The following is a 22,988-nucleotide window of genomic DNA, read 5'->3' as shown; positions in this document are numbered from 1 at the left end:
GAGGATGTGATCCCGAGGGCCGAGGGCGAAACGATCGCGCCAAAGAAGACCTTCAAGGACTACGAACCAAACTTCATTCACATCGACATCAAGTATCTGCCGCAGATGCCGGACGAGACCTCACGCCGCTATCTGTTCGTCGCCATCGACCGCGCGACGCGCTGGGTCTTCATGCACATCTACGGCGACATGACCGAGACCAGCAGCGTCGATTTCCTGCGTCGACTCAAGCTGGCTTCGCCCATCAAGATCAGCAAGATCCTCACCGACAACGGCTCGCAATTTACCGACCGCTTCACTACCAAAGACAAGAAACCCAGCGGCAAGCACGCCTTCGACGTGGCTTGCGCGGCGCTTCCTGCCGAGCATCGCCTGGCACCGCCGCGCCACCCGCAAACCAACGGCATGGTCGAGCGCTTCAATGGTCGTATCAATGAGCTACTGCAGCAAACCCGTTTCGATAGCCGGGCCGACCTGCAAGCCACTTTGCAGAACTATCTAAAGCTGTACAACCACCATATCCCGCAACGCGCCATCGGCAGCAAAACGCCCATCCTCGCGCTTAAGGAGTGGCAGCAGAAGCGACCTGAATTATTCGTCAAACGCGTTTATGATCAAACGGGACTGGACAGCTAGATAGTAACCTTCTGGCGAGTAAAGTCACGCTTTCCCCTATGAGAGACCATGGCTCTACTTTCTAGAAAGTTAGTAATAAACCGGATCACGGCCGACGAGGATGTTGGCCGCGGTCAGACTTTAGCTTACGAAATGCGGACTAGCTTATATCCGGCTGCGACTTCGCGTAATATCTCTGCTCCTCGGTCGGTTAAGTCGAAACTGTCGTTGACAATTTGACGTGATCTTAATCCTCCGAGCATCCCACCGTTTATGACTTCACGTTGGACTATATCCTTGAAATCCCGTTTTAGCATTTGATCGTTGCTTTGCGAGATCTTTTCGGGGGATAAAGCGCGTGCCGCGAGTTGTAGAATTTCAAAGTGGCCGGGAGTGATATTTCTTTTCTCGCATAGTAAGCTTTTAAATTCTTCCTCGTTTGGAGCCACTGGATCTAAACCATAGTGTGTAATGCCAAACTCCGGGCCGTTTACCGGTGAGTTAACAACCTTGTCAATAAGAATTTTGAGCCAGCCTGCGTCAAGTATAAGCTTGTTGTCTTGGAAGTCGATTCTTGCGCCATTGCCGTTATGCGAAGGGTCAAACTCAACATCTGAGGGAAGTTCTGATTGGTGCGCGAGGTGACACCGGTAGTACTTATACAAGATATGCTCGATGGTAAGTTGCTTTCCCCTGAAGGGAAGTGCGACCATCGAATGACCAGCGTTTAAAGGCACGCCATCTTCAAACTTCGCGCGTTGGTCACTGGTTCTTAGAAATAGCTCGAATGCTTCCCCGTCGCCCATCTCCTTTCCGGGATATTTGATGGATTTCGTTGTTGCTTTTGGAAACATTTTCCTCGAAGAACCAGCGGCGGCAAGCAAAGCATTTGTGAGTCCGCCAATGTATCTACCGTTTTCAAATAAGAAAATTGCATCATCAATTTGCTGTTTGACGCCCATAATGTGCTTTCAAAGATTTTGAATGTGATGTCGAAGCTGTTCAGAAACCGCTCAGGCAACGTGCGGCAGTTCAAATGTTAGTTGTCCTCCGGGAAATAAGCAAGTCATGACGAGGCCGCTTCGCTGCCTACTTCGTCGCAGGAAAAAGCTATGCAGACGTCTGCATAGCCAAACTTTAAGGGTGCTGAGCCGGTTAATGAAGCATGTTCCAAGCTTTGTCGATTTTCCTGAAAGTTTTGGACGTGCGGGTGCATGAAGGTCGGCTGCCCTGATGTACCGCGCTCAGTTCCTGTCGAAGCTCGTTAGTCCAGCCGCGAGGCCATCTCCTCGGCTGTTTCGTTGTAATAGACCTGAAGCTGTCTAAGGTCGCGGTGTCCGACCATCCGGGCCAAGTCAAGCACGTTGAGCTTTTTCGCCAATCTGGTGATGGCCAGATGTCGGGTGTCGTGGAATGTGGCATCGTCGACGCCGGCTCTGGTCCTGGCTTTGCGGAACAGGGTGTCGAGCGACTTCGTTGTGACCCCGAAAAGCGGGCCATCGCCCTCGGGCAGCGGCAGCAGCTCGAGCAACTCCACGGCGCGCTTCGATAGGGGGACCTTCCGCTTGGTGCCGTTCTTTGTCTCCGTCAGAGTGGCGACGCGGCCGAATACGTCGCGCGACTCCAGACCGCAAATCTCGCCGGCGCGCATGGCCGTCTCGATCTCGAACAAAAAGGCCGCGGCGATCCGCTGGCTGACAGTTTTGACCTCCTCTTCACCGTCCAGGTCGAAGCCTAGGGCAAAACAGATTCGCTCGATCTCGTCATCGGTGTATAGCCTATCGGGCGGCTCCGATTCTTTCGGGCGCCGGACGTCGGTGGTCGGGCTGGCTGCGATCCACTTCCACTCTTTGGCGGCAGTCGCGAAGACATTGGAAAGTAGGTTCAACTCACGGTTGACGGTCGAGCCACTCATCTTGTCGATATTGATGCGGTGGTCTCGCCACTTACCGAGCGCCTCGGAGGTGGCGTCGACGAGTCGCATGTCGCGGAACGGCTTGCCGTTGACTTCCCACTTGCCGATCGCCGCCAGCCTGAGAGCCTCGAACCGATGCCCACACTTCGTGCTCGAGACTTCCTTTTCATAGCGATCGAACGCGTCGCCGACCGTTCGTCCAGCCTGAATTCCGGTTGCCTTCCCGGCCCGGATTTCGGCCTCTCGTGCCGTCGCTCATGCGACGGCTTCGGCCTTGGTTGATAGTACTTTCGATTCTCGGACGCCCTGGATCGCGATCTGCGCGCGCCAGCCGTTCGTCCGTTTTGCATATGAAGCCACGCCCAAAACTCCTGATGAGTAATCCCGTGCGTAATTATTGCGTAAAACGTGGGTAATGAGTGACGAGATAAAGCGGTAAAAAGCGGGGAGGTGTAGCGAGACTTTAGGTCTGTCGCACTGCCTAAGTGCTTGATTTTACTTAGGAAGCGGGAAGATGTGGTGCAGTGCGTTGCAAGCTGTTGGTGCCTCCGGCCGGAATCGAACCGGCACGCCTTTCGGCGCTTGATTTTGAGTCAAGTGCGTCTACCAATTCCGCCACAGAGGCTGCAAGCGCAGGCGCGCATATTAGCACATGTGATGCCAAACTGACCAGCGCGCGAGGATGGCGTATTGCCGGCAGTGGGCGCAGGGGGCGTTCCGGCGTATGATCTCGCCTACTTGAGCTAACGCGCCGCCCTCAAGCGGCCTGGACGATGAAGAATAAGAAGATACGCGAGATCATCCTCGGCAAGCCGCTCGACCCGATGAAGAGCGAGACGCGCCACTCGATGGCCCTGGTCGCCTTCCTGGCCTGGGTCGGGCTCGGGGCGGATGGCCTGTCCTCATCCTCGTACGGTCCGGAAGAAACCTTTCGCGCGCTCGGTCCCCATACGCACCTCGGCCTGTACATGGCTGCCGCCACCGCCGTCACGGTGTTCATCATCGCGCTCGCCTACAACCAGGTGATCGAGCTGTTCCCGACCGGGGGCGGCGGCTACCGCGTGGCCACCAAGCTCGTCGGGCCGTACCTGGGCCTCGTGTCCGGCTGCGCCCTGATCCTCGACTACGTGCTCACCATTGCGATCTCGATCGCGTCCGGCGTCGATGCGCTGGCGTCGTTCCTACCGCTCGGGTTCCAGCCTTATAAACTCTGGGCCGAAGCGTTCTTCATCGGCCTCTTGATCGTGATGAATCTGCGCGGGCTGAAGGAGGCGATCCAGATCCTGCTGCCGATCTTCCTCGGCTTCGTCGCCACGCACATCGTGCTGATCGTGTACGGCATCGTGGCGCACGCGTCGCACCTGCCGCAGCTGCTGCCGAATACGATGGCCGAAACGGGCGCGCTCGCCGGCCAGATCGGCTGGACCGGCGTGGCCGGCATGCTGCTGCTCGCGTATTCGCAGGGCGGCGGTACCTATACGGGCCTGGAGGCCGTGTCGAACAACGTCAACCTGCTGGCCGAGCCGCGCGTCCGCACGGGCAAGGTGACGATGTTCTACATGGCGCTGTCGCTGGCGATCACCGCCGGCGGCATCATCCTCCTGTACCTGTTGTGGGATGCGCGGCCGACGGCCGGCGAGACGCTGAACGCGACCACGTTCCGCCGCATCATCGCCAGCATGGGCCTCGGCAGCGAACTGGTGAACCAGGTGCTGCTCGCCGTCGCGCTCGCATTCGAGGCCGGCCTGCTGTTCGTTGCCGCCAACACGGGCTTCCTCGGCGGGCCGTCGGTGCTGTCGAACATGGCGTCGGATTCCTGGGTGCCCCACCAGTTCCGCTACCTGTCCACGCGTCTCGTGACGCAGAACGGCATCCTCGTGATGGGCATCGCCGCGCTGGCGATCCTGTTCTGGACGCGCGGCCAGGTCACGCTGCTCGTCGTGCTGTATTCGATCTCGGTGTTCCTGACGTTCGCGATCTCGCTGTTCGGCCTGTGCCTGTACTGGTGGCGCCATCGCAAGGACACCGACAATGCGCGCTGGGTGCGGCGCTTCCTGCTGTCGCTGGTCGGCTTCGTGATCTGCGCCGGCATCCTGGCCGTGCTGCTCGTCGAACGCTTCACGCAGGGCGGCTGGGCCACGGCGCTCATCATCGCCGCCATCGCCGGCCTGTGCATCTTCATCCGCAACCACTACCGCGAAACCAAGCGCGCCATCCGCTCGGTCGACCGGGTGTTCGCCAACCAGCCGTTCGGTCCGGTGAAGGACGTCGTCGAGCCGGAGCCGGAAGCGCAGACGGCCGTGTTCATCGTCGGTAACTCCCGCGGCGGCGGCCTGCATGCGCTGCTGTGGGTGCTGCGCATGTTCCCCGGCCACTTCAAGAACTTCCTGTTCGTGAACGCGCGCACGGTCGACTCGCACGCGTACGGCGGCGAGGGTGCGCTCGAGAAGATGCGCAAGGATGCGGCGCGGACGCTGGAATACTTCGTCGATTTTTGCCAGAGCCATGGCATGGCGTCGGCGTCCTACATCGGCTTCGGCACGGACGCGGTGGAAGAAGTGACCCGCATGTGCGAGCAGATCAACCGCGAGTATCCGAACACCATTTTCTTCACCAGTAAATTGATCTTCGCATCCGACAACTGGTTCACGCGGCTGCTGCACAACCAGGCGTCGCTGGCGGTGCAGCGCCGGCTGCACCTGGAAGGCTTGCAGATGGTGATCCTGCCGATGAAGGTGTGAGGCCCGCCGGCGAGGTCCGGGTCAGCAGCTGAGCTGGCCGCGCAGGACGCGCAGCGTGCGCATCGGGCCGGTGACTTCGAGCATGTGGTCGCGCACGGTGACCGTGATGTCGGCGCCCTGCCATGTCGGCCAGCGCGCCGCGCGCATGCGGTAGCGCACGGTGCCGGGACCGCGTTCGTCCGGCGCATAGCCGAGCCGCTCCATGGCATCGTCCAGCGTGCCGACCAGGTGGCAGGCCGAGAAGCGCGTCGTGACCTCGAAACGGCCGGGAAGCGTCCGCGCGACAGCCGGCAGCAGGCCGCCCAGCAGCACCGGCACGATGATGTAGCCGAGCGGGGCCGTCGGATCGATCAGGTGGAACGCGAGGACCAGGGCGGGCAGGCCCAGCACCATGCTCAGCAACAGAAGCGTCGCGCGCTGGACGGGGACGGCCGGGGATGGGCGATGCGATCCCTTCCGGACGCGCTCGATCTCGGAAAACGTCACGCTTTTCATGGAGAGTCCTTTCGTTGAACGACGGCTGGTACCGGCCGCACACTCCATTTTGATCAAGCGCCTCCACAGCGGATTGACTTCCCTCAAACTCGCTTTTTCCGAAATGAACTGCTTTTAGAATGAAAAGTTCCTAGGCGGAAAATTCTTTTCTGAACGGAAATGCGTGAAATTTGTGCGAGATCTAACGGTTAGTCAGGCTTGCGGAATTTATGCTGTGGCGACGGATCGGTGTAAGACACGCGTTCCTGGATAGCGAGTCCGATTAATCTTTCAACGGAACTATCATGACACTCAAATCTCTCGTTCTGGCCGTGGTCGCGGGCGCAGCCCTCATGGCGCAAGGCGCGGGGGCGGCAACCGTCAATCGTACGGTGCCGCTCGTGACGGCGGACGACGGCCTCGGCGGTTTCAATGCGCATTTCGGCGATACGTTTGCGCAATCGACCACCGGCAGCACCTTCACCGATATCTTCACCTTCGACGTCGGCACGCCGTTCGATGCTGCCGCCTCGCTGACGTCGTCCTACCTCAACACCCCGCAGGCCAAGGATCTCCTGATCACGGGCTTGAGCCTGTACCGCTACGATCCGGTCACGAAGGTCTTGGTGGGGACGGCTATCGCCGGCATCGACGGGACCGGATCTAGTGCCGATGCGCCCGATTCCTGGTCGCTCTCCGGCTATGGGCTGACGAGTGGTTCCTACGCGGTCCAGGTCGATGGCAAGGTGCGCGGCGTCGGCGGCGGGGCGTTCGGCGCCGATCTGACGATCTCGCCGGTGCCGGAGCCGCAGACCTGGGGCATGCTGCTGGCCGGCCTGGGCGTGTGCTCGGCGCTGGCCTGGCGCCGGCGCCAGCTCGTGCGGGTGCGCGCGGGCGACTGGCGCGTCCGGCGCATGTCCTGAACGGATAGCGCGCCGGCGCGCTGCGGATCAGCGCACGCGCCGGTACAGGCGGAAGCGTTCGTCGCGGTCGGACGGGCGGCGGCCTTCCCACAGCAGCGTCCAGTCGCGTGCGTGGAAGGGCAGCGCCGCACCGCCGCGCACGGGCACGCCGTTCTGCATCGCGCTGCCCGGAAGGGGCGCCGTCTGGGCGGCGCTGTCCTGCAGCAGCAGGAAGTGGCACCTGGCGCCGTCAACGGGGGCAAAGGGCAGGTGCCCGAAGTAGGCGAACGAGGCGCGCTGCGGTGCGCCGACGTTCGTGTCGATGCAGTCGGCATCGGCGGGCAGGCGCGCGGCGATCTGCTGCGCCACGCTGGCGTAGCTCTTGCCGTAATTCAGGTCGGGCAGGAACAGCGTCATCAGGAGAACCCACAGCAGGATCAGGCCGCCCGAGGACAGCACCACGGCGCGCCACAGCACCGACGGTTGGCGCGACAGGCGCCAGTGCACGAGGAAGATCCAGCCGACCGTCGTCGCGGCCGCGACGAGGAAGGCGACGATACCGAATTCCGGCTTGAAGCCCGGCACCAGCTTGAGGGCGTTCTTGGCCAGTTGCGCGGGCCAACCCGTCAGCTTGGCGATCCAGAACATCCAGACCAGTCCGCCCAGCAGGGTCAGCACCATCACGGAGAACCAGTCGATCGCATTGATCGCGCCGCGCTTCATCGTCGGCAGGCCGAACGCTGCCATCAATGCCATCGGCGGCAGCAGCTTGAGCAGGTCGCCGCGTTCCGGCACGGGATCGCACAGGACCACGAGCGCGAGGACGCCGACGAAGCAGGTCGGCAGGATGATGTGCAGCAGCCCGTGCTGGCGGCGCCAGGCCCAGGCGGCCCAGGCGGCGAACGGCCAGGCCGGCCAGAAATACCAGATACCGACGCGGAAGAAGGCCTTGATCGCATGCCAGCCCGGCACGCTCAGCTGCTCGGCGTTCCACGTCAGCCAGCCGGCGACGGGCGACAGGCCGTACGGATGCGCCAGCGTGGCCGGCACGGCCCACGCGAGCGTGATGAGCAGGGCGGTGCCGGCGGCCTGGCCGAGGTGGCGGAACAGGGGCGCCGTCGGCAGCTTGAGGAAACGGGTGCACAGGTAGAGCGCGGCCAGCAGGGCCAGCGACGGCGCGAAGCCGCGCGTCAGGATAAGCAGCCCCAGCGCGGCGCCGACGAACACGGCGTTGCGCGGCGTGCCGTCCTCGATGTAGCGCACGGCGCGGAACAGGAACCAGGACAGCAGCGCGCCCTGCAGGGTGACGGCCAGCGTCTCATGGCTGTGCAGCAGCAGGCCCAGGCAGCCGAGATAGATCAGAACGGCCGTGTCGGCCAGCGTGCGGCCGTAGTCGTCCGGTTCCGGCTGGCCGCCGAACGCCAGGCGCAGCGGCTGGGCTTCCGAACGCCGGCCCAGGTGGAAGGCCGTGTGCCACAGCGATACCGTGCCCAGCGCGAAGATGCCGATGGTCGAGATGCGCGCGCCGAGCACGTCGCCCACGAGCCAGCCGAACAGCTTGATGCACAATGCCCCCAGCCAGAACGTCAGCGGCCCCTCGTCGGGCGACGGCAGGCCGGCGATGTTCGGCAGCAGCCAGTCGTGGATGCCGCCATGCGCCATCGTCCACATGATACCGAAGCTGGCGGCGTCATCCTTCCACGGATCGCGCCCGATCAGGCCCGGCAGGATGTACAACAGGCCGAGTGCATACAAAGCCCAGCGTGGCAGCGCGAGGGTGGCGGCGGCGGGAAGGCGGACGGGTTTCATCGATAGCGCGAAGTAATGCAGTAAATTAATGTCGCGTAGTATAAGGGGAGCAAGGAAAAGCGTCGCGGGTGGCATTGCTACCAGGCGTAACCGCGAAAAAAAAGGAAGCCTGCGGGCTTCCTTCTTTGGAAGGCCGCAGGCCTTCCGGTGTTCGCTCGTCGGGGACTTAGCCGTTGGCGACGCTGGTCTTCGAACCGACCGTGCCGAACTTCTGGCGGAATTTTTCAACGCGGCCAGCGGTGTCGACGATCTTGTGCTTGCCGGTAAAGAACGGGTGCGATTCAGCGGACACCTCGATCTTGATCAGCGGGTAGTCCTTACCTTCGAAATTGATCGTTTCGCGGGTGGAGATGGTCGAACGGGTGATGAATTTGAAATCGCAGGACAGGTCGTGGAACACGACTTCGCGGTAATCCGGATGGATATCGGTCTTCATGGTTTTGCCTTGGTTTAAGTTGGTAGCCAAACGGCACTTCGTCGGTCGAGCTGCTTCTTGACCCGATTGCCGATCACTTGCCAGGGGTGGATACGGAACCGGCGATTATAAGCCAGCCGTGCCGCCAAGGCAACCGGCGGCGCTCAGGCGCCGTGCAGGCGCCCCATCATGGTCAGGATCATGCCGGCGAAGCCCAGGACCATCGTGACGGCTGTTGCCGCCATCCACTTGCTCAAACGGGCGGCTTCGCCATGGATGTCGGTCTTGAGTTCGGCTTTCAGTTCCGAGAGGTCGGCTTTGTTGGGCAGCATGGTCATCGTCGTATCGAAGCGCGTTTCGAGGACAGTCAGCCGGCGGTCGAGCAGCAATTCCTTGTTGCGCTGCGCCGGGACATCATGCAATTCGTCGGGCGTCATTTGGGTCTCCTTGGTGGTCTCCGTGCGGATTCTCCGCGCGACAGCTACCATCGGCTTGACCTAGATGAATCGTAGCGCAAAAAGCAGAAAAGGCGAGTACGACTCGCCTTTTCGTGGGATGCCTGCGACTGGAATCAGCCGCCGCGACGCATCAGGTCGAAGAACTCGATGTTGTTCTTGGTCGCGCGCATCTTGTCGAGGATGAACTCCATCGCCTCGATCTCGTCCATCGAGTACAGCAGCTTGCGCAGGATCCAGATCTTCTGCAACTGGTCCGGCTTGATCAGCAATTCCTCGCGGCGGGTGCCCGACTTGTTCAGGTTGATCGAGGGGTAGACGCGCTTTTCGGCCAGGCGGCGCTCGAGGTGGACTTCCATGTTGCCGGTGCCTTTGAATTCCTCGTAGATCACGTCATCCATGCGCGAGCCGGTCTCGATCAGCGCGGTGGCGACGATGGTCAGCGAGCCGCCTTCCTCGACGTTACGGGCGGCGCCGAAGAAGCGCTTCGGACGCTGCAGCGCGTTGGCGTCGACACCGCCGGTCAGCACCTTGCCCGAGGCCGGGATCACGGTGTTGTAGGCGCGGGCCAGGCGGGTGATCGAGTCCAGCAGGATCACTACGTCCTTCTTCATCTCGACGAGGCGCTTGGCCTTTTCCAGCACCATTTCCGCGACTTGCACGTGGCGGGTCGCCGGTTCGTCGAACGTCGACGCCACGACTTCGCCGCGCACCGAGCGCTGCATCTCCGTGACTTCCTCGGGACGTTCGTCGATCAGCAGCACGATCAGCGTGCAGTCCGGGTGGTTGGCGGTGATCGCGTGGGCGATGTGCTGCAGCATGACCGACTTGCCCGACTTCGGCGACGCGACCAGCAGGCCGCGCTGGCCCTTGCCGATCGGCGAGATCAGGTCGACGATGCGGCCGGTGATGTTTTCCGCGCCGTTCATGTCGCGCTCGAGGCGCAGCGGCTCGTTCGGATGCAGCGGGGTCAGGTTCTCGAACAGGATACGGTGCTTCGAGGCTTCCGGCGATTCGCCGTTGACCTTGTCCACCTTCACCAGCGCGAAGTAGCGCTCGCCATCTTTCGGCGTACGTACTTCGCCCTCGATCGAGTCACCCGTATGCAGGTTGAAGCGGCGGATCTGCGACGGCGAGATGTAGATGTCGTCCGTCGAAGCCATGTAGCTCGCGTCCGGCGATCGCAGGAAACCGAACCCGTCCGGCAACACTTCGAGCGCACCGTCGCCGAAAATCTGTTCGCCTTGTTTCGCGCGCTTTTTAAGGATCGCGAACATCAGTTCTTGTTTGCGCAGGCGAGCTGCGTTGTCGATATCCAGGCTGATCGCCATCTCCAGAAGGGCGGAGACGTGCATTGCCTTCAGTTCAGATAAGTGCATGTGTCGGGTGTCCCGTGACGGGAATGTAAAGGTAGGGGAGGGGACTGCGTGGGTTAATCAAAGGGATAGGATCGGAATCGATCGTCTACCCGGTCCGGAACAGGCGGCAGTGCGGGCGCGCTGCCGCCACCAATGGTATCAGATGTTGCTATCGATGAAAGCAGTCAGCTGGCCTTTTGCCATGGCGCCGACTTTTTGGGCGGCTGCGACACCGTTCTTGAACAGGATCAGCGTCGGAATGCCGCGGATGCCGAACTTGGCCGGCACGGCCTGGTTCGCATCGACGTCTATCTTCGCGATCAGCAGCTTGCCATCGTATTCTTTCGCCACTTCTTCCAGGATCGGCGCGATCATCTTGCAAGGGCCGCACCACTCGGCCCAGAAGTCGACGAGGACCGGACGTTCGGACTTCAGCACGTCGGTTTCGAAAGATGCATCGCTGATGTGTTTGATGTTTTCGCTCATGTTTTCCTCAGTGAGAGGTAGGTCAATTAATCCCTGCAGGTCTTCGTGGACCTTCATCGATCCTGCTCGGTAGTGTCAGCCGGTTCCCGTACTTGTCCGACTGGCTTGCTGCACAGAGGTGGTGCCAATGTGTGCAATATTCAATAGTGGAAGAGCTGCAAGAGGATGTCAGGCGGGGTTTAATCGGAATAATAACCGATTTTTTTGGAACGTGTTCGTGAGCTTTGTACAAAAGCTCAACATATGCCGCGGCATGCGCAGCGTTCCTGATTGACCGCAGCCATTATCGCGGAAGTCCGGTCGCCGTGGCGACCCCGGCGGAACTTTTTTTCGCGCCGTGGTCCAAGTGGCATCGTCAGCCGACGCTGCCCGTGAATTTATACAAATGTCCCGGGTGCCACATCGTCACGACCGACGCCACCCGGCCGTTCGACGTGGTACGGCGCTTGAGCACGAGGCACGAGGTGCCGGGGGCGACGTCGAGCATCTCCGCCACGTCGCGCGGCGCCGGCAGCGCCTCGATGCTGTAGGTGGCGCCCTGCAGCGGCGCGGCCGCCATCAGGTGTTCGTTGGGCGTGATGCGCGAGTAATCCTGCTCCAGGTAGGCCGGCGCGCAGGCCGGATTGACCCAGCGGTCCTCGACCTGGATCGGCCGGCCGTTCTCGTCGTGCACGATCAGGGAATGGAACAACGACGTGCCGGGTTCCAGCTCGAACTGCTGTGCCAGCGTCTCGCCCGCCGGGCTTTGTTCCAGCAGGCGCGGACGGCTCGCATGCACGTGGCCGCGCGCGTGGACTTCGTCGGCGATGTTGCGGATCTCGACCAGCGTCGCCTGGTATTTCTGGGGCGCGACGTAGGTGCCCGACCCCTGGCGGCGCGTGAGCACCTGTTCCGCCGTCAGTTCGCGCACGGCGCGGTTGACGGTCATGCGCGAGACGCCGAACTGGCGCACGAGCGCCTGCTCGGAGGGCACCAGGTCGCCTTCCTTCCAGCGGCCCGACGCGATTTCGCCGAGCAGGTAGTCCTTGATGCGCTGGAAAATGGGCGTGCTGTCTTGCGCGATCTGTTCGTCCAAACTACTCTCCGGAATCCTGGATGCCACCTCGGCGATTAGAGGCGCCATTCTAACACCGCGAATTCGAAAGCAAGACCCGAAGTGTTTGCCGCCACGCCCGCGCTTACGATGGGGCCATCGAGAATCTGGAGAACGAGATGAACACCGCCACCATCCGCCAATCCGCGGCCGCACCCGCCGCCTACCTCACCGACGACGAGCGCTGGACGGCCGTCGTCGCCCGCGCGCGCGACGCCGACGGCCAGTTTTATTATTCCGTGCGCAGCACCGGCGTGTACTGCCGGCCCTCGTGCCCGTCGCGCACGCCGCGCCGCGCCAACGTGGCCTTCCACGCGACGCCGGGCGACGCCGAGGCGGCGGGTTTCCGCGCCTGCCTGCGCTGCCGTCCGGACGCGCCGCCGCTGGCCGAACGCCAGGCCGACGCCGTGGCCAGGGCCTGCCGCCTGATCGAGGCCGCCGAGGAAGAACCGGATCTCGCCAGCCTGGCCGAGGCCTGCGGCATGAGCCGCTTCCACTTCCACCGCATCTTCAAGGCCCATACCGGGATCACGCCCAAGGCCTATGCGGCGGCGCGCCGGGCAGAACGCCTCAAGCAGGGACTCGCGCAGGCAGGCAGCGTGACGGCCGCCGCGTACGACGCCGGCTTCAATTCCAGCGGCCGTTTCTATGCCGCGTCGTCCGGCGTGCTGGGCATGACGCCCAAGCGCTATCGCGCCGGCGGCGGCGGCGAAGCCATCCGCTTCGCCGTGGCGCAGTGCTCGCTGGGCGCGCTGCTCGTGGCGGCGACCGACAAGGGCATCTGCTGCATCCTGCTGGGCGACGATCCGGACGCGCTCGTGCGCGACCTGCAGGACCGCTTCCCGAAGGCCGAACTGATCGGCGCCGAACCCGGCTTCGAGCGTACCGTGGCCCAGGTCGTCGCGTTCGTCGAAGCGCCGCGCCTCGGCCTCGACCTGCCGCTCGACGTGCGCGGCACCGCGTTCCAGCAGCGCGTCTGGCAGGCGCTGCGCCAGATCCCGGCCGGGCAGACGGTCGGTTATGCCGAACTGGCCGCGCGCCTGGGCATGCCGCGGGGCGCGCGCGCCATCGCCGGGGCCTGCGCGGCCAATCCGGTGGCGGTGGCGATTCCCTGCCACCGCGTGGTGCGCAACGACGGTTCGATCTCCGGCTACCGCTGGGGCGTCGAGCGCAAGCAGGCGCTGCTCCAGCGCGAGGCCGAGGCATGACGGCCATCGACTGGGACCGCGCCGGCGCCGACCTCGACGCGTTCGGCTGCGCCGTGCTGCCGGCGCTGCTGGACCCCGGCCAGTGCGCGGCGTATGCGGCCGGCTACACGGACGACGCGCGCTTCCGCAGCCGCGTCGTGATGGAGCGCCACGGCTTCGGCCGGGGCGAGTACCGCTACTACGCATACCCGCTGCCGCCCGGCCTGGCGAGCCTGCGTACGGCGCTGTATCCGCCACTGGCGCGCATCGCCAACCGCTGGCAGGCCGCGCTCGGGCTTTCCGACCGCTATCCGGACGCGCACGCCGACTACCTGGCGCGCTGCCACGCGGCCGGCCAGCTGCGGCCGACGCCCCTGCTGCTGCAATACGGTCCGGGCGACTACAACTGCCTGCACCAGGACCTGTACGGCGACCACGTGTTCCCGCTGCAGGTGGCCGTGCTGCTGGCGCGCCCCGGCATCGACTTCGACGGCGGCGAATTCGTCCTGACCGAGCAGCGTCCGCGCATGCAGTCGCGCGTCGAGGTGGTGCCGCTGGGGCAGGGCGATGCCGTCGTATTCCCCGTGCACACGCGCCCCGTCAACGGCACGCGCGGCATCTACCGGGTCAACATGCGGCACGGCGTCAGCCGCGTGCGCGGCGGCCACCGGCATACCCTCGGCATCATCTTCCACGATGCCGCCTGAACCGGGGTCAGAGCCTAATGCCGTTAAGTTAAGGCCAAAAAGACCGCTCCGACTAACATCTGAGTGGCCTTTTCAAGGGCTTCGCGCGGACCTTACCGGTCCTAAACTGGCTGAAATCACGCTTAACTTAACGGCATTAGGGTCAGAGCCCGGTTTTTGGAAATTGTTCGAGCGCCTCATCAGGCGCCGTGCCGCTCGCTTCTGCGATGCCGAGAGGACGGTTGCCATTGCTGGCATCCCTGATTTCTGCGAGGAGTTGATCGGGCAACGCATCCCCGCATAGCTGCCGGTAAGCTGCGTGGCGCGAGGCTGCCTCGTGATGCAGGCTCAGGTAAGCGGGATGCGGTTTGATCAGCGGGCTATCCAGTCCGAAGGCATTGATTCGGTAACTGGACCAGGGATAGTGCTCCGGCTTGTCCACCATCCGCGCGCGGACGGGATTCAGCTCGATGTAGCGCTGGCATGCCAGAAAGTAGCGCTCGTCGAGCACGAGGCAAGAACGAAACCGGCCTTCCCCTAAGGTTCCCGTACGCGTGTGGCGGCGGTTGAAGTATTGCACGTAACGCTGGCCCAGGTGCCGCATCAGTACGCTGGCCCCATGCTCATCATCCGGAGAGAAAAGTAGATGGGTGTGGTTGGTCATCAGTACGTAGGCGTGCAGGGTACAGCCACAGTCGTATGCGCATGCACGCAGCATGTCGAGATACACGAGATAGTCGCTGCGACAGATGAAGCACGGAAGCCGATTGTTGCCCCGTTGGATGACATGGAGCGGAACCGACGGCAGGACGAGGCGGCGCGGACGTGGCATGGCGAAAGTCGAAAGCGGCGGAATGCGAGAGGATACAAAATCGTCCCGCGGGGGCGGGCGAGCAAGATCAACTGTGCAGGAGTATCCGGACCATGTGCGGGGCTCTGACCCCGAATTTACGACTTTATGAAATCTGCCAGGCGGCACATAATTTTTACCAGGTGCCAGGCATGCATATGTTTCGGCCCTAAGATCGACATACCTGCGTTGCCGCAGGCATAAAAACGATTCCAACGGAGACAAGCATGAACGTATCGCGTCGCCTGTTCCTGGCCGCCCTCGGTGCGGCCGGCGTGGCTGGCGGGAGCCTGGCCCGGGCCGGGAACCTGCCGCAACCCCTCGTTGCCTACGACGACGAGCTGAAGAACGGTTTCCAGAACTGGAGCTGGGCCAAGACGCAGTTGGCGGTCCCCATCGGCAACGGCAAGCCGATCCGCGTCGAAGGCGATCCGTGGAGCGCCCTCGCGCTCCACCACGATCCGTTCTCCACCGAGGGTTACAGCAAGCTGACCTTCGTCATCAACGGCGGCAAGGACGGCGGCCAGACCCTGATGGTCAAGGCCATGGCGGACGGCAAAGCGATCGACGCCGACTACGTCATCCAGCCCAAGGCGAAGACTTGGGCCGTCGTCGAGGTGCCACTCAAGGACATCAACGCGGCCGGCAAGACCATCGACGCCATCATCTGGCAGGGCCAGGGCAGCGCGTATTCGCCCTACTACATCACGCGCATCCAGTTCGAGTAAACCCGCGCGTTCAGGGCAGTTCGCCGCCCGAAAACGGATCGATCGAGTAGGGGTACACGGTGCCCAGGAAGCCCGGCTGCGCGCGCACCCGGGCGATCCAGCGGACGACGTGCGGATGGTCGGCCAGCGCCAGCGCGGCTTCGTCGGCCCGGTGGACGTAGGCGAACAGCGCCATGTCGGCGATCGTGTACGTGTCGCCCGCGATGAACGGACGTCCCGCCAGCTCGCGCTCGAGGATCGCCAGCGCCTTGTGGGCGACGCGGCGCAGGCGTTCGACCAGCGCCGGTGCGCGCCGCGCCAGCTTGCCCGTCAGCGTCCAGTGGCGCAAGGTGGCGATCGACGCCACGTGGTCCTGCTCGAACGATAGCCATTGCTGCACCTTCGCCTGGCCGAACGGATCGGCCGGAGAATATGGCGTGCCGTGCGCCAGATACGTCAGGATGGCGTTCGACTCCGCCAGCGTGCGGCCGTCCGCGAGGCGCAGCGCCGGCACCGCGCCGGTCGGGCTCACGGCCAGGAAATCGGGGCGCTGGCCCTCGCCTTCGAAGATGCGCACGATCTCCGTGCGATAGGGCCTGTCGAGGTGGTTCAGCAGCAGGCGGACTTTCCAGGCGTTCTGGGAGGGCAGGTAATCGTACAGGGTGAGCATCGTGGTCTCCATTGGTTGAGCCACGATTGGACCATCGCGCGGCGCGCCGCACCCTCCGGTTCTTGCGATCGAACGCCGGCCCGGCGATTGACCACAATGTAAAATTCTATACACTCTGTTTCTTGCTGTTGAACCGCACCGCGGTTCATCCATCCTCGGACGGAGACCCCGACACGCCGGCGCCACAAGCAGATTTCATCGTCGTCGACCGCGACATGTCACGATTTCGCCCCATGACATCCACCAGATCGGCGTACTGGAAACGTGGGCCGGCGGGCGCCAGGTCTATCGCAAACAATGACATCGACATCCGGAGGAATCACGTTGAAAGCCCTCGCCGCCGCCGCCCTCGCCCTTGCCTGCCTGTCCCCCGCCCATGCCCATGCCCAGCAGACGGGCGCGTCGTATGCGCGCATGGTCGTCATCGTGTCCAGGCCGGGGCAGGCCGAGGCCTTCGAAAAGGGCTACGAGCGGCATTTGCAGTGGCACCGGGGCGCGCAGGATCCCTGGACGTGGTACGGCTGGACCTTTGTGCTGGGCAACCGCATCAACCGGTTCATGGACGGCACGTTCGGCCACGCGGCCACCGACTTCGACACGCCCGTGCAGCCCGCGGCCGATGCCGCCGACAACAACGTGAACGTGGCCCCGTATGCGGATTTCGTCAGCCACGGCATGTACCAGCGGATGGATGCGATGAGCGCGGGCGAACCGTTGCCGGACGCCTCGCCTTTCCTGGCCATGACGACCTACCACATCCGTCCCGGCCAGGAAGCGGCATTCGAGCGGGCGGTGGCCCGTGAACACGGCACGGCGTGCCAGACCTGGTACCGGCTGCAGGCCGGCGGCGAGGCGCCGCAATACGTGCTGCTGCGCGCCGTGCCGTCGTTCGGTGCCGCCGCCACGCTGGGGACGCCCTATACGCAGGCGGGCGTCGACAAGGTGGACAATGAATTGCTGCGCTACCGTCCGAACCTCAGCTATCGGCCCTAGCCCTGGAAAAAAGATTGACGTAGTTGTATAGACAACTTAGACTTTCTGGAATGCGAGCGGCGCCGATCTTGCTCCGCTATTTCCGCGCATCCTTTTCGAGGAGTCCAACATGACCCAAGCCTCTCCCAGCGGCGATCCGCGTTTCGATCCCACCCGCGTCATCCGCGCCCCGCGCGGCAGCGAACTCACGTGCAAGAACTGGCTGACCGAAGCCGCCTACCGCATGCTGCAGAACAACCTGGATGCCGAGGTGGCGGAAAACCCGCAAGGCCTCGTCGTCTACGGCGGCATCGGCCGCGCGGCGCGCGACTGGGCCTGCTTCGACCAGATCCTCGCGTCGCTGCGCGAGCTGGACGACGACCAGACCCTCCTGATCCAGTCCGGCAAGCCGGTCGGCGTGTTCCAGACCCATCCCGACGCGCCGCGCGTGCTGCTCGCGAACTCGAACCTGGTGCCGAAATGGGCGACGTGGGAGCATTTCAATGAGCTCGACCGCAAGGGCCTGTTCATGTACGGCCAGATGACGGCCGGCAGCTGGATCTATATCGGCACCCAGGGCATCGTGCAGGGCACGTACGAGACCTTCGCCGAAGCCGGCCGCCAGCACTTCGGCGGCGACATGGCGGGACGCTGGATCCTGACCGCGGGCCTGGGCGGCATGGGCGGCGCGCAGCCGCTGGCCGCGACGTTCGCCGGCGCGGTGTCGCTGAACGTCGAGTGCCAGCAGAGCAGCATCGACTTCCGCCTGCGCACCCGCTACCTGGACAAGCAGGCGAAGGACATCGACGAGGCGCTGGCGATGATCAAGACGCATATGGAACGCAAGGAAGCCGTTTCCATCGGCCTGCTGGGCAACGCGGCCGACGTGCTGCCGGAACTCGTGCGTCGTGCAAAGGAGGGCGGCCTCGTGCCGGACGTCGTCACGGACCAGACGTCGGCCCACGACCTGATCCACGGCTACCTGCCGCGCGGCTGGACCATCGACCAATGGCTGGCGGCCCAACGCGACCCGGGACAACACGCCGCTTTGAAACAGGCGGCGGCCGAATCGTGCGCCGTGCACGTGCAGGCCATCCTCGACTTCAAGGCGCTGGGCGCGCACGCCGTCGACTACGGCAACAACATCCGCCAGGTCGCGTTCGACCAGGGTGTGAAAAATGCCTTCGACTTCCCCGGCTTCGTGCCCGCCTACATCCGCCCGCAGTTCTGCGAGGGCCGCGGCCCGTTCCGCTGGGTCGCGCTGTCCGGCGACCCGGAAGACATCTATAAAACCGACGCGAAGATCAAGGCGCTGTTCCCGCAGCACGCGCGCGTGCACCGCTGGCTCGACATGGCGCGCGACCGCATCGCGTTCCAGGGCCTGCCGGCGCGCATCTGCTGGCTGGGCCTGGGCGAGCGCCACCTGGCCGGCCTCGCGTTCAACGAGATGGTGCGCACGGGCGAATTGAAGGCGCCGATCGTGATCGGGCGCGACCACCTGGACACCGGCTCCGTCGCGAGCCCGAACCGCGAGACGGAAGCCATGCGCGACGGCACCGACGCCGTGTCCGACTGGCCGCTGCTGAACGCCATGCTGAACACGGCCGGCGGCGCGACGTGGGTGTCGCTGCACCACGGCGGCGGCGTCGGCATGGGGTATTCGCAGCACGCCGGCGTCGTCATCGTGGCGGACGGCACCGAGGCCGCGGATAAACGCCTGGCCCGCGTCCTCGTCAACGATTGCGCGTCGGGCGTGATGCGCCACGCGGATGCCGGCTACGAACTCGCGATCGAGACGGCGAAGCGCTTCGGCCTGCGCCTCCCGATGATCAAGTAATGCAGACTATCGACACCATGACACAAGCACATCACCTCATCCTGAAACCCGGCGCATTGTCCCTGGACGACCTGCGCGCGGCCTGGGGCACGCCCGGCGCGTTGGCCTTGACGCCGGAAGCGTATGCCGCCATCGAGACGTCGGCCGCCACCGTGCAGGCCATCGTCGCCAAGGGCGATCCGGCCTACGGCATCAACACCGGCTTCGGCATCCTGGCCAAGCGCCACATCCCGCAGGCGCAGCTCGAACAGCTGCAGCAGAACCTGATCCTGTCGCATGCCGTCGGCACCGGAGAGTACCTGCCGGACCACGTCGTGCGCCTGATCCTACTCACCAAGATCGGCAGCCTGGCGCGCGGGTATTCCGGCGTGCGGCCGCTGATCGTCGACACCCTGATCGCCCTGTACAACGCCGGCATCATGCCCGCGATTCCCTGCCAGGGCTCGGTCGGCGCGTCCGGCGACCTCGCGCCGCTGGCGCACATGACGCTCGCGATGCTGGGCGTGGGCGAGGTGCGCATGCGCGGCGAGATCATGGAGGCGCGCGCCGCGCTGGCGGCGGCCGGCATCGAACCGGTCGTGCTGGCGGCGAAGGAGGGGCTGGCCCTGATCAACGGCACGCAAGTCTCGACGGCGCTGGCGCTGCACGGCCTGTTCCTGGCCGAGCGCCTGCTGGAAGCGGCCATGGTGTCGGGCGCGCTGTCGCTGGACGCCGCGCGTGGTAGCGACGCCCCGTTCGACCCGCGCGTGCACGAGGTGCGCGGCCAGCCGGGCCAGATCGCGGCGGCGAAGATCTATCGCCAACTGGTGGCGGGCAGCGCGATCCGCGCGTCGCACCTCGTCGGCGACGAGCGCGTGCAGGACCCGTACAGCCTGCGCTGCCAACCGCAGGTGATGGGCGCCGTGATGGACCTTATCGCCCAGGCCGGCCGCACCCTGCTGATCGAATCGAACGCGGTGACCGACAATCCGCTCGTGTTCCCGGATTCGGGTGAAGTAATTTCCGGCGGTAATTTCCACGCGGAACCCGTCGCCTTCGCCGCCGACATCCTGGCGCTGGCGATCGCCGAGATCGGCGCGCTGGCCGAGCGCCGCATCGCGCTGCTGATCGACGCCACCTTGTCCGGCCTGCCGCCGTTCCTCGTGCGCGAGCCGGGCGTCAATTCCGGCTTCATGATCGCGCACGTGACGGCGGCCGCGTTGGCGTCGGAAAACAAGTCGCTGGCGCATCCGGCCAGCGTCGACAGCCTGCCGACGTCCGCGAACCAGGAAGACCACGTCAGCATGGCGACATTCGCGGCGCGCCGTCTCGGCCAGATGGCGCACAATACGGGTGTCATCGTCGGCATCGAGCTGCTGGCGGCGGCGCAGGGGATCGAATTCCACCGCCCGCTGACGAGTTCCAGCCACCTGGAACATGTTCATGCAAAATTGCGCGAGCAAGTACCCGCATTCGACGCCGACCGGTTCTTCGCGCCGGACATCGAGGCGGCGCGCCGGATGGTGATGGAAGGCGAATTGTCGGCCGCGTGCAAGGATTTGTTCGCCACGCTGCACTAAGGGCGAACCGGCAGGGTGGGCGGCCTGTGCCCACCGAACGCGCGTCGCGGTAATGCATGGTGGGCACGGGGTGCCCACCCTACTACGGAGTCACGATGGATTTCAGGTTCAAGGCGGGTTCGGTGCCGCTGCTGCTGTCGATGCCGCATGCCGGCACCGACATTCCCGACGACATCGCGGCGCGCATGGCGCCGTGCGCGCTGGTCCGGGCCGATACGGACTGGCACCTGCCCGACCTGTACGCGTTCGCGGACGGCATCGGCGCCTCGACCTTGTCGGCGCGCTGGTCGCGCTACGTCGTCGACCTCAACCGGCCGCCCGAGGACACGAACCTGTACCCGGGCCAGGACACGACGCGCCTGTGCCCCGTCGACACGTTCGGGCGCGAACGCCTGTACCAGCCCGGCCAGGAACCGGACGCCGGCGACGTCGAACGGCGCCTGGAACGGTACTGGCGCCCGTATCACCGGCAGCTGCGCGCGGAGCTCGACCGGTTGCTTGCGCTGCACGGCCAGGTGGTGCTGTGGGATGCGCATTCGATCGCGTCCGTCGTCCCGCGCTTCTTCGACGGCCGCCTGCCCGACCTGAACTTCGGCACGGCCGACGGCCGTTCGTGCTCGTTGCAGCTGCAGGGCGAGATGATGCGCGTGGCCGAATCGCAGGACCGCTTTTCCTTCGTGTTCAACGGCCGCTTCAAGGGCGGCCACATCACGCGCTTCTACGGCGATCCCGCTGCCGGCGTGCACGCGATCCAGCTCGAGATGTGCCAATGCCTGTACATGGACGAATCGCCTCCGTTCGACTACCAGCCCGACGTCGCCGCCAGGGTGCAACCGCTGCTGCACGAATTGCTCGGTGATGCGATTGCGTGGGCGCGCGCGGGAGGGCACGCATGAATGCCCTGTTCGCGCGCCACGCCCTGCTGGCCGGCGGCTGGCACCGCGACGTGCTGCTCGAATGGGACGTGCGCGGCGACCTGACCCGGGTCGCGCCGGAGGCGGCGCCGCCGCTCGGCGTGGCGCGTGCCGACTACGTCCTGCCGGGCATGATCAACCTGCATTCGCATGCCTTCCAGCGCGCGATCGGCGGCATGACGGAAAGGGCGGGCGACGGTCCGGACAGCTTCTGGACGTGGCGCGACCTGATGTACCGCGTCGCCAACCGCATCACGCCCGAGCAGATGGAAGCCGTGGCCGCGCAGTTGTACGCGGAATGCCTGCGCCACGGCTACACGGCCGTCTGCGAATTCCATTACGTACAGCGGGCGCCGGGCGGCCAGGTCTACGGCAATCCGGCCGAGACGGCGCAGCGCATCGCCCAGGCCGCGCACGAATCGGGCATCGGGCTGACGCTGCTGCCCGTGATGTACGCGTACGCGGGCTTCGACGACGCGCCGCTCAAGCCGGAACAGGAACGTTTTCGCACGGACCCCGCCCAGGTGCTGCGCATCGTCGAGGCACTGGCCCCGTTGCGCGGGCCGCAGCTGGAAGTGGGCGCGGCGCCGCATTCGCTGCGCGCCGTGGCGGCCGGCCAGCTGCGCGAGCTGGCGCAGGCGCTGCCGGGCGACCGGCCGCTGCACATCCACATCGCGGAGCAGCAGCTCGAAGTGGCGCAGTGCGTGGCGGCCACCGGCATGCGTCCCGTCGACTACCTGATGCGCGAAGTGGAGGTCGACGCGCGCTGGTGCCTCGTGCATGCCACGCACCTGTCCGACGCCGAACGCGACCGGTTGGCAAGCAGCGGCGCCGTCGCGGGGCTGTGTCCGACGACGGAAGCGAACCTGGGCGACGGCCTGTTCCCCTTTGATTCATACATCGCGGCCGGCGGGCGCTTCGGCATCGGCAGCGATAGCCACGTGTCGCAGAGTCCCGTCGAAGAACTGCGCTGGCTCGAATACGGCCAGCGCCTCGCGCACCAGCGCCGCAATATCGCGGTGCATGGCGAGGAGCGCGACGTCGCGGGCTTCTTGTGGCAACATGCGCTGCTGGGCGGCGCGCAGGCGGCCGGGCGCCGCGTCGGCGTGCTGGCACCGGGCCGGCGCGCGGACCTGCTCGTGCTGGACGGCGCGCACCCGAACCTGGACGGCGTGCCGCCGCACGAGGTGCTCGGCCGCTTCCTGTTCAGCGGCAGCGACAATCTCGTGCGCGACGTGCTGGCCGGCGGCCACTGGGTGGTGCAGGGCGGCCGCCACAAGGCGCAGGAGGCGATCGCGCAGCGTTACAAGGCGGCCGTGCGTACACTGCACGCACTTTGATTC

Annotated in this window: 22 protein-coding genes and 1 tRNA gene; 11 read left to right on the top strand and 12 right to left on the bottom strand. The window is 64.7% G+C overall.

Annotated features, from left to right (window positions below; genetic code table 11):
• A partial coding sequence (locus U9J41_RS22695; protein WP_322404423.1) for an integrase core domain-containing protein occupies positions 1–636 on the top strand: 636 nt, incomplete at its 5' end.
• Between the two features lie 125 nt (positions 637–761).
• On the opposite strand, the gene U9J41_RS22690 is transcribed toward U9J41_RS22695, so the two are convergent.
• The 3 genes from U9J41_RS22690 to U9J41_RS22680 all read right to left on the bottom strand — a co-directional run bounded on the left by U9J41_RS22690 (position 762) and on the right by U9J41_RS22680 (position 3,155).
• The gene (locus U9J41_RS22690; protein WP_322404422.1) at positions 762–1,577 is read right to left on the bottom strand and encodes a hypothetical protein; all 816 of its coding nucleotides are present in this window, start codon (positions 1,575–1,577) and stop codon (positions 762–764) included.
• Positions 1,578–1,879: 302 nt separating this feature from the next.
• Positions 1,880–2,599 (bottom strand): tyrosine-type recombinase/integrase, encoded by a 720-nt coding sequence (locus U9J41_RS22685; RefSeq protein WP_322404421.1) that lies wholly within the window; start codon positions 2,597–2,599, stop codon positions 1,880–1,882.
• A 471-nt stretch (positions 2,600–3,070) separates the two neighbouring features.
• Positions 3,071–3,155: transfer RNA gene (locus tag U9J41_RS22680), tRNA-Leu, on the bottom strand.
• A gap of 148 nt (positions 3,156–3,303) precedes the next feature.
• On the opposite strand from U9J41_RS22680, the gene U9J41_RS22675 reads away from it, so the two are divergent.
• A complete protein-coding gene (locus U9J41_RS22675) occupies positions 3,304–5,271 on the top strand; it encodes an APC family permease (RefSeq protein WP_322404420.1) in 1,968 nt (655 codons plus the stop codon).
• A gap of 21 nt (positions 5,272–5,292) precedes the next feature.
• Here the strand turns inward: U9J41_RS22675 and U9J41_RS22670 are convergent, their stop codons facing one another.
• A complete protein-coding gene (locus U9J41_RS22670; RefSeq protein ID WP_322404419.1) occupies positions 5,293–5,766 on the bottom strand; it encodes a hypothetical protein in 474 nt (157 codons plus the stop codon).
• Between the two features lie 284 nt (positions 5,767–6,050).
• Between U9J41_RS22670 and U9J41_RS22665 the strand changes: the two genes are divergently transcribed.
• Positions 6,051–6,668: an FxDxF family PEP-CTERM protein gene (locus tag U9J41_RS22665; RefSeq protein ID WP_322404418.1), complete on the top strand. Its 618-nt coding sequence runs from the start codon at positions 6,051–6,053 to the stop codon at positions 6,666–6,668.
• Positions 6,669–6,695: 27 nt separating this feature from the next.
• Here U9J41_RS22665 and U9J41_RS22660 read toward each other — a convergent pair whose 3' ends face one another.
• The 6 genes from U9J41_RS22660 to hutC form a co-directional block, all read right to left on the bottom strand.
• Positions 6,696–8,456, bottom strand: a complete 1,761-nt coding sequence (locus U9J41_RS22660) for an ArnT family glycosyltransferase (protein ID WP_322404417.1) — start codon at positions 8,454–8,456, stop codon at positions 6,696–6,698.
• 166 nt (positions 8,457–8,622) lie between these two features.
• Positions 8,623–8,892, bottom strand: coding sequence for a type B 50S ribosomal protein L31 (locus tag U9J41_RS22655; protein WP_322404416.1), 270 nt, complete (start codon positions 8,890–8,892; stop codon positions 8,623–8,625).
• A gap of 143 nt (positions 8,893–9,035) precedes the next feature.
• On the bottom strand, positions 9,036–9,308 hold the full coding sequence (locus U9J41_RS22650; RefSeq protein ID WP_322404415.1) for a hypothetical protein: 273 nt from the start codon (positions 9,306–9,308) through the stop codon (positions 9,036–9,038).
• A 134-nt stretch (positions 9,309–9,442) separates the two neighbouring features.
• Positions 9,443–10,705, bottom strand: coding sequence for a transcription termination factor Rho (rho, locus tag U9J41_RS22645; RefSeq protein ID WP_322404414.1), 1,263 nt, complete (start codon positions 10,703–10,705; stop codon positions 9,443–9,445).
• A 138-nt stretch (positions 10,706–10,843) separates the two neighbouring features.
• Positions 10,844–11,170: a thioredoxin TrxA gene (gene trxA, locus U9J41_RS22640; protein WP_322404413.1), complete on the bottom strand. Its 327-nt coding sequence runs from the start codon at positions 11,168–11,170 to the stop codon at positions 10,844–10,846.
• Positions 11,171–11,525: 355 nt separating this feature from the next.
• On the bottom strand, positions 11,526–12,245 hold the full coding sequence (gene hutC / locus U9J41_RS22635; RefSeq protein WP_322404412.1) for a histidine utilization repressor: 720 nt from the start codon (positions 12,243–12,245) through the stop codon (positions 11,526–11,528).
• Positions 12,246–12,382: 137 nt separating this feature from the next.
• On the opposite strand from hutC, the gene ada reads away from it, so the two are divergent.
• On the top strand, positions 12,383–13,471 hold the full coding sequence (ada, locus tag U9J41_RS22630) for a bifunctional DNA-binding transcriptional regulator/O6-methylguanine-DNA methyltransferase Ada (protein WP_322404411.1): 1,089 nt from the start codon (positions 12,383–12,385) through the stop codon (positions 13,469–13,471).
• Positions 13,468–14,157 carry a 2OG-Fe(II) oxygenase gene (locus U9J41_RS22625; RefSeq protein WP_322404410.1) on the top strand — a complete coding sequence of 230 codons (690 nt, stop codon included), beginning with the start codon at positions 13,468–13,470 and terminating at the stop codon, positions 14,155–14,157. The genes ada and U9J41_RS22625 overlap by 4 nt, the downstream gene beginning before the upstream one ends.
• Positions 14,158–14,299: 142 nt before the next feature.
• On the opposite strand, the gene U9J41_RS22620 is transcribed toward U9J41_RS22625, so the two are convergent.
• On the bottom strand, positions 14,300–14,968 hold the full coding sequence (locus U9J41_RS22620; protein ID WP_322404409.1) for a transposase: 669 nt from the start codon (positions 14,966–14,968) through the stop codon (positions 14,300–14,302).
• Positions 14,969–15,213: 245 nt separating this feature from the next.
• Between U9J41_RS22620 and U9J41_RS22615 the strand changes: the two genes are divergently transcribed.
• A complete protein-coding gene (locus tag U9J41_RS22615) occupies positions 15,214–15,714 on the top strand; it encodes a hypothetical protein (RefSeq protein WP_322404408.1) in 501 nt (166 codons plus the stop codon).
• A 10-nt stretch (positions 15,715–15,724) separates the two neighbouring features.
• Here the strand turns inward: U9J41_RS22615 and U9J41_RS22610 are convergent, their stop codons facing one another.
• Positions 15,725–16,363, bottom strand: coding sequence for a glutathione S-transferase family protein (locus U9J41_RS22610; protein WP_322404407.1), 639 nt, complete (start codon positions 16,361–16,363; stop codon positions 15,725–15,727).
• A 324-nt stretch (positions 16,364–16,687) separates the two neighbouring features.
• Here U9J41_RS22610 and U9J41_RS22605 point away from each other — a divergent pair, with 324 nt between their 5' ends.
• The 5 genes from U9J41_RS22605 (at position 16,688) to U9J41_RS22585 (ending at position 22,985) form a co-directional block, all read left to right on the top strand.
• Entirely contained in the window at positions 16,688–17,356 is a 669-nt protein-coding gene (locus U9J41_RS22605; protein WP_322404406.1) for a hypothetical protein, read from the top strand.
• Positions 17,357–17,465: 109 nt separating this feature from the next.
• Positions 17,466–19,172 carry a urocanate hydratase gene (hutU, locus tag U9J41_RS22600; protein ID WP_322404405.1) on the top strand — a complete coding sequence of 569 codons (1,707 nt, stop codon included), beginning with the start codon at positions 17,466–17,468 and terminating at the stop codon, positions 19,170–19,172.
• Positions 19,172–20,731 (top strand): histidine ammonia-lyase, encoded by a 1,560-nt coding sequence (hutH, locus tag U9J41_RS22595; RefSeq protein ID WP_425260936.1) that lies wholly within the window; start codon positions 19,172–19,174, stop codon positions 20,729–20,731. The genes hutU and hutH overlap by 1 nt, the downstream gene beginning before the upstream one ends.
• A 95-nt stretch (positions 20,732–20,826) precedes the next feature.
• Positions 20,827–21,627, top strand: coding sequence for an N-formylglutamate deformylase (hutG, locus tag U9J41_RS22590; protein WP_322404404.1), 801 nt, complete (start codon positions 20,827–20,829; stop codon positions 21,625–21,627).
• Positions 21,624–22,985, top strand: a complete 1,362-nt coding sequence (locus U9J41_RS22585; RefSeq protein WP_322404403.1) for a formimidoylglutamate deiminase — start codon at positions 21,624–21,626, stop codon at positions 22,983–22,985. Before hutG ends, U9J41_RS22585 begins: the two co-directional genes overlap by 4 nt.
• Positions 22,986–22,988: the final 3 nt, after the last annotated feature.

Source organism: Massilia luteola, assembly GCF_034420155.1.
In the GTDB taxonomy this organism is placed as follows: Bacteria; Pseudomonadota; Gammaproteobacteria; order Burkholderiales; family Burkholderiaceae_D; genus Telluria; species Telluria luteola.
This window is presented reverse-complemented; position numbering and strand designations above follow the sequence as displayed.

Bases quoted from the DNA above. Each gene is read 5' to 3' on its own strand.
- U9J41_RS22615 (WP_322404408.1), top strand. From the start codon at position 15,214: ATGAACGTATCGCGTCGCCTGTTCCTGGCCGCCCTCGGTGCGGCCGGC.
- U9J41_RS22685 (WP_322404421.1), bottom strand. From the start codon at position 2,599: ATGCGACTCGTCGACGCCACCTCCGAGGCGCTCGGTAAGTGGCGAGAC.
- hutH (WP_425260936.1), top strand. From the start codon at position 19,172: ATGCAGACTATCGACACCATGACACAAGCACATCACCTCATCCTGAAA.
- U9J41_RS22625 (WP_322404410.1), top strand. From the start codon at position 13,468: ATGACGGCCATCGACTGGGACCGCGCCGGCGCCGACCTCGACGCGTTC.
- U9J41_RS22650 (WP_322404415.1), bottom strand. From the start codon at position 9,308: ATGACGCCCGACGAATTGCATGATGTCCCGGCGCAGCGCAACAAGGAA.
- U9J41_RS22620 (WP_322404409.1), bottom strand. From the start codon at position 14,968: ATGCCACGTCCGCGCCGCCTCGTCCTGCCGTCGGTTCCGCTCCATGTC.
- hutU (WP_322404405.1), top strand. From the start codon at position 17,466: ATGACCCAAGCCTCTCCCAGCGGCGATCCGCGTTTCGATCCCACCCGC.
- U9J41_RS22660 (WP_322404417.1), bottom strand. From the start codon at position 8,456: ATGAAACCCGTCCGCCTTCCCGCCGCCGCCACCCTCGCGCTGCCACGC.
- hutG (WP_322404404.1), top strand. From the start codon at position 20,827: ATGGATTTCAGGTTCAAGGCGGGTTCGGTGCCGCTGCTGCTGTCGATG.
- U9J41_RS22585 (WP_322404403.1), top strand. From the start codon at position 21,624: ATGAATGCCCTGTTCGCGCGCCACGCCCTGCTGGCCGGCGGCTGGCAC.
- U9J41_RS22610 (WP_322404407.1), bottom strand. From the start codon at position 16,363: ATGCTCACCCTGTACGATTACCTGCCCTCCCAGAACGCCTGGAAAGTC.
- U9J41_RS22675 (WP_322404420.1), top strand. From the start codon at position 3,304: ATGAAGAATAAGAAGATACGCGAGATCATCCTCGGCAAGCCGCTCGAC.
- trxA (WP_322404413.1), bottom strand. From the start codon at position 11,170: ATGAGCGAAAACATCAAACACATCAGCGATGCATCTTTCGAAACCGAC.
- U9J41_RS22690 (WP_322404422.1), bottom strand. From the start codon at position 1,577: ATGGGCGTCAAACAGCAAATTGATGATGCAATTTTCTTATTTGAAAAC.
- rho (WP_322404414.1), bottom strand. From the start codon at position 10,705: ATGCACTTATCTGAACTGAAGGCAATGCACGTCTCCGCCCTTCTGGAG.
- U9J41_RS22655 (WP_322404416.1), bottom strand. From the start codon at position 8,892: ATGAAGACCGATATCCATCCGGATTACCGCGAAGTCGTGTTCCACGAC.
- ada (WP_322404411.1), top strand. From the start codon at position 12,383: ATGAACACCGCCACCATCCGCCAATCCGCGGCCGCACCCGCCGCCTAC.
- U9J41_RS22665 (WP_322404418.1), top strand. From the start codon at position 6,051: ATGACACTCAAATCTCTCGTTCTGGCCGTGGTCGCGGGCGCAGCCCTC.
- U9J41_RS22670 (WP_322404419.1), bottom strand. From the start codon at position 5,766: ATGAAAAGCGTGACGTTTTCCGAGATCGAGCGCGTCCGGAAGGGATCG.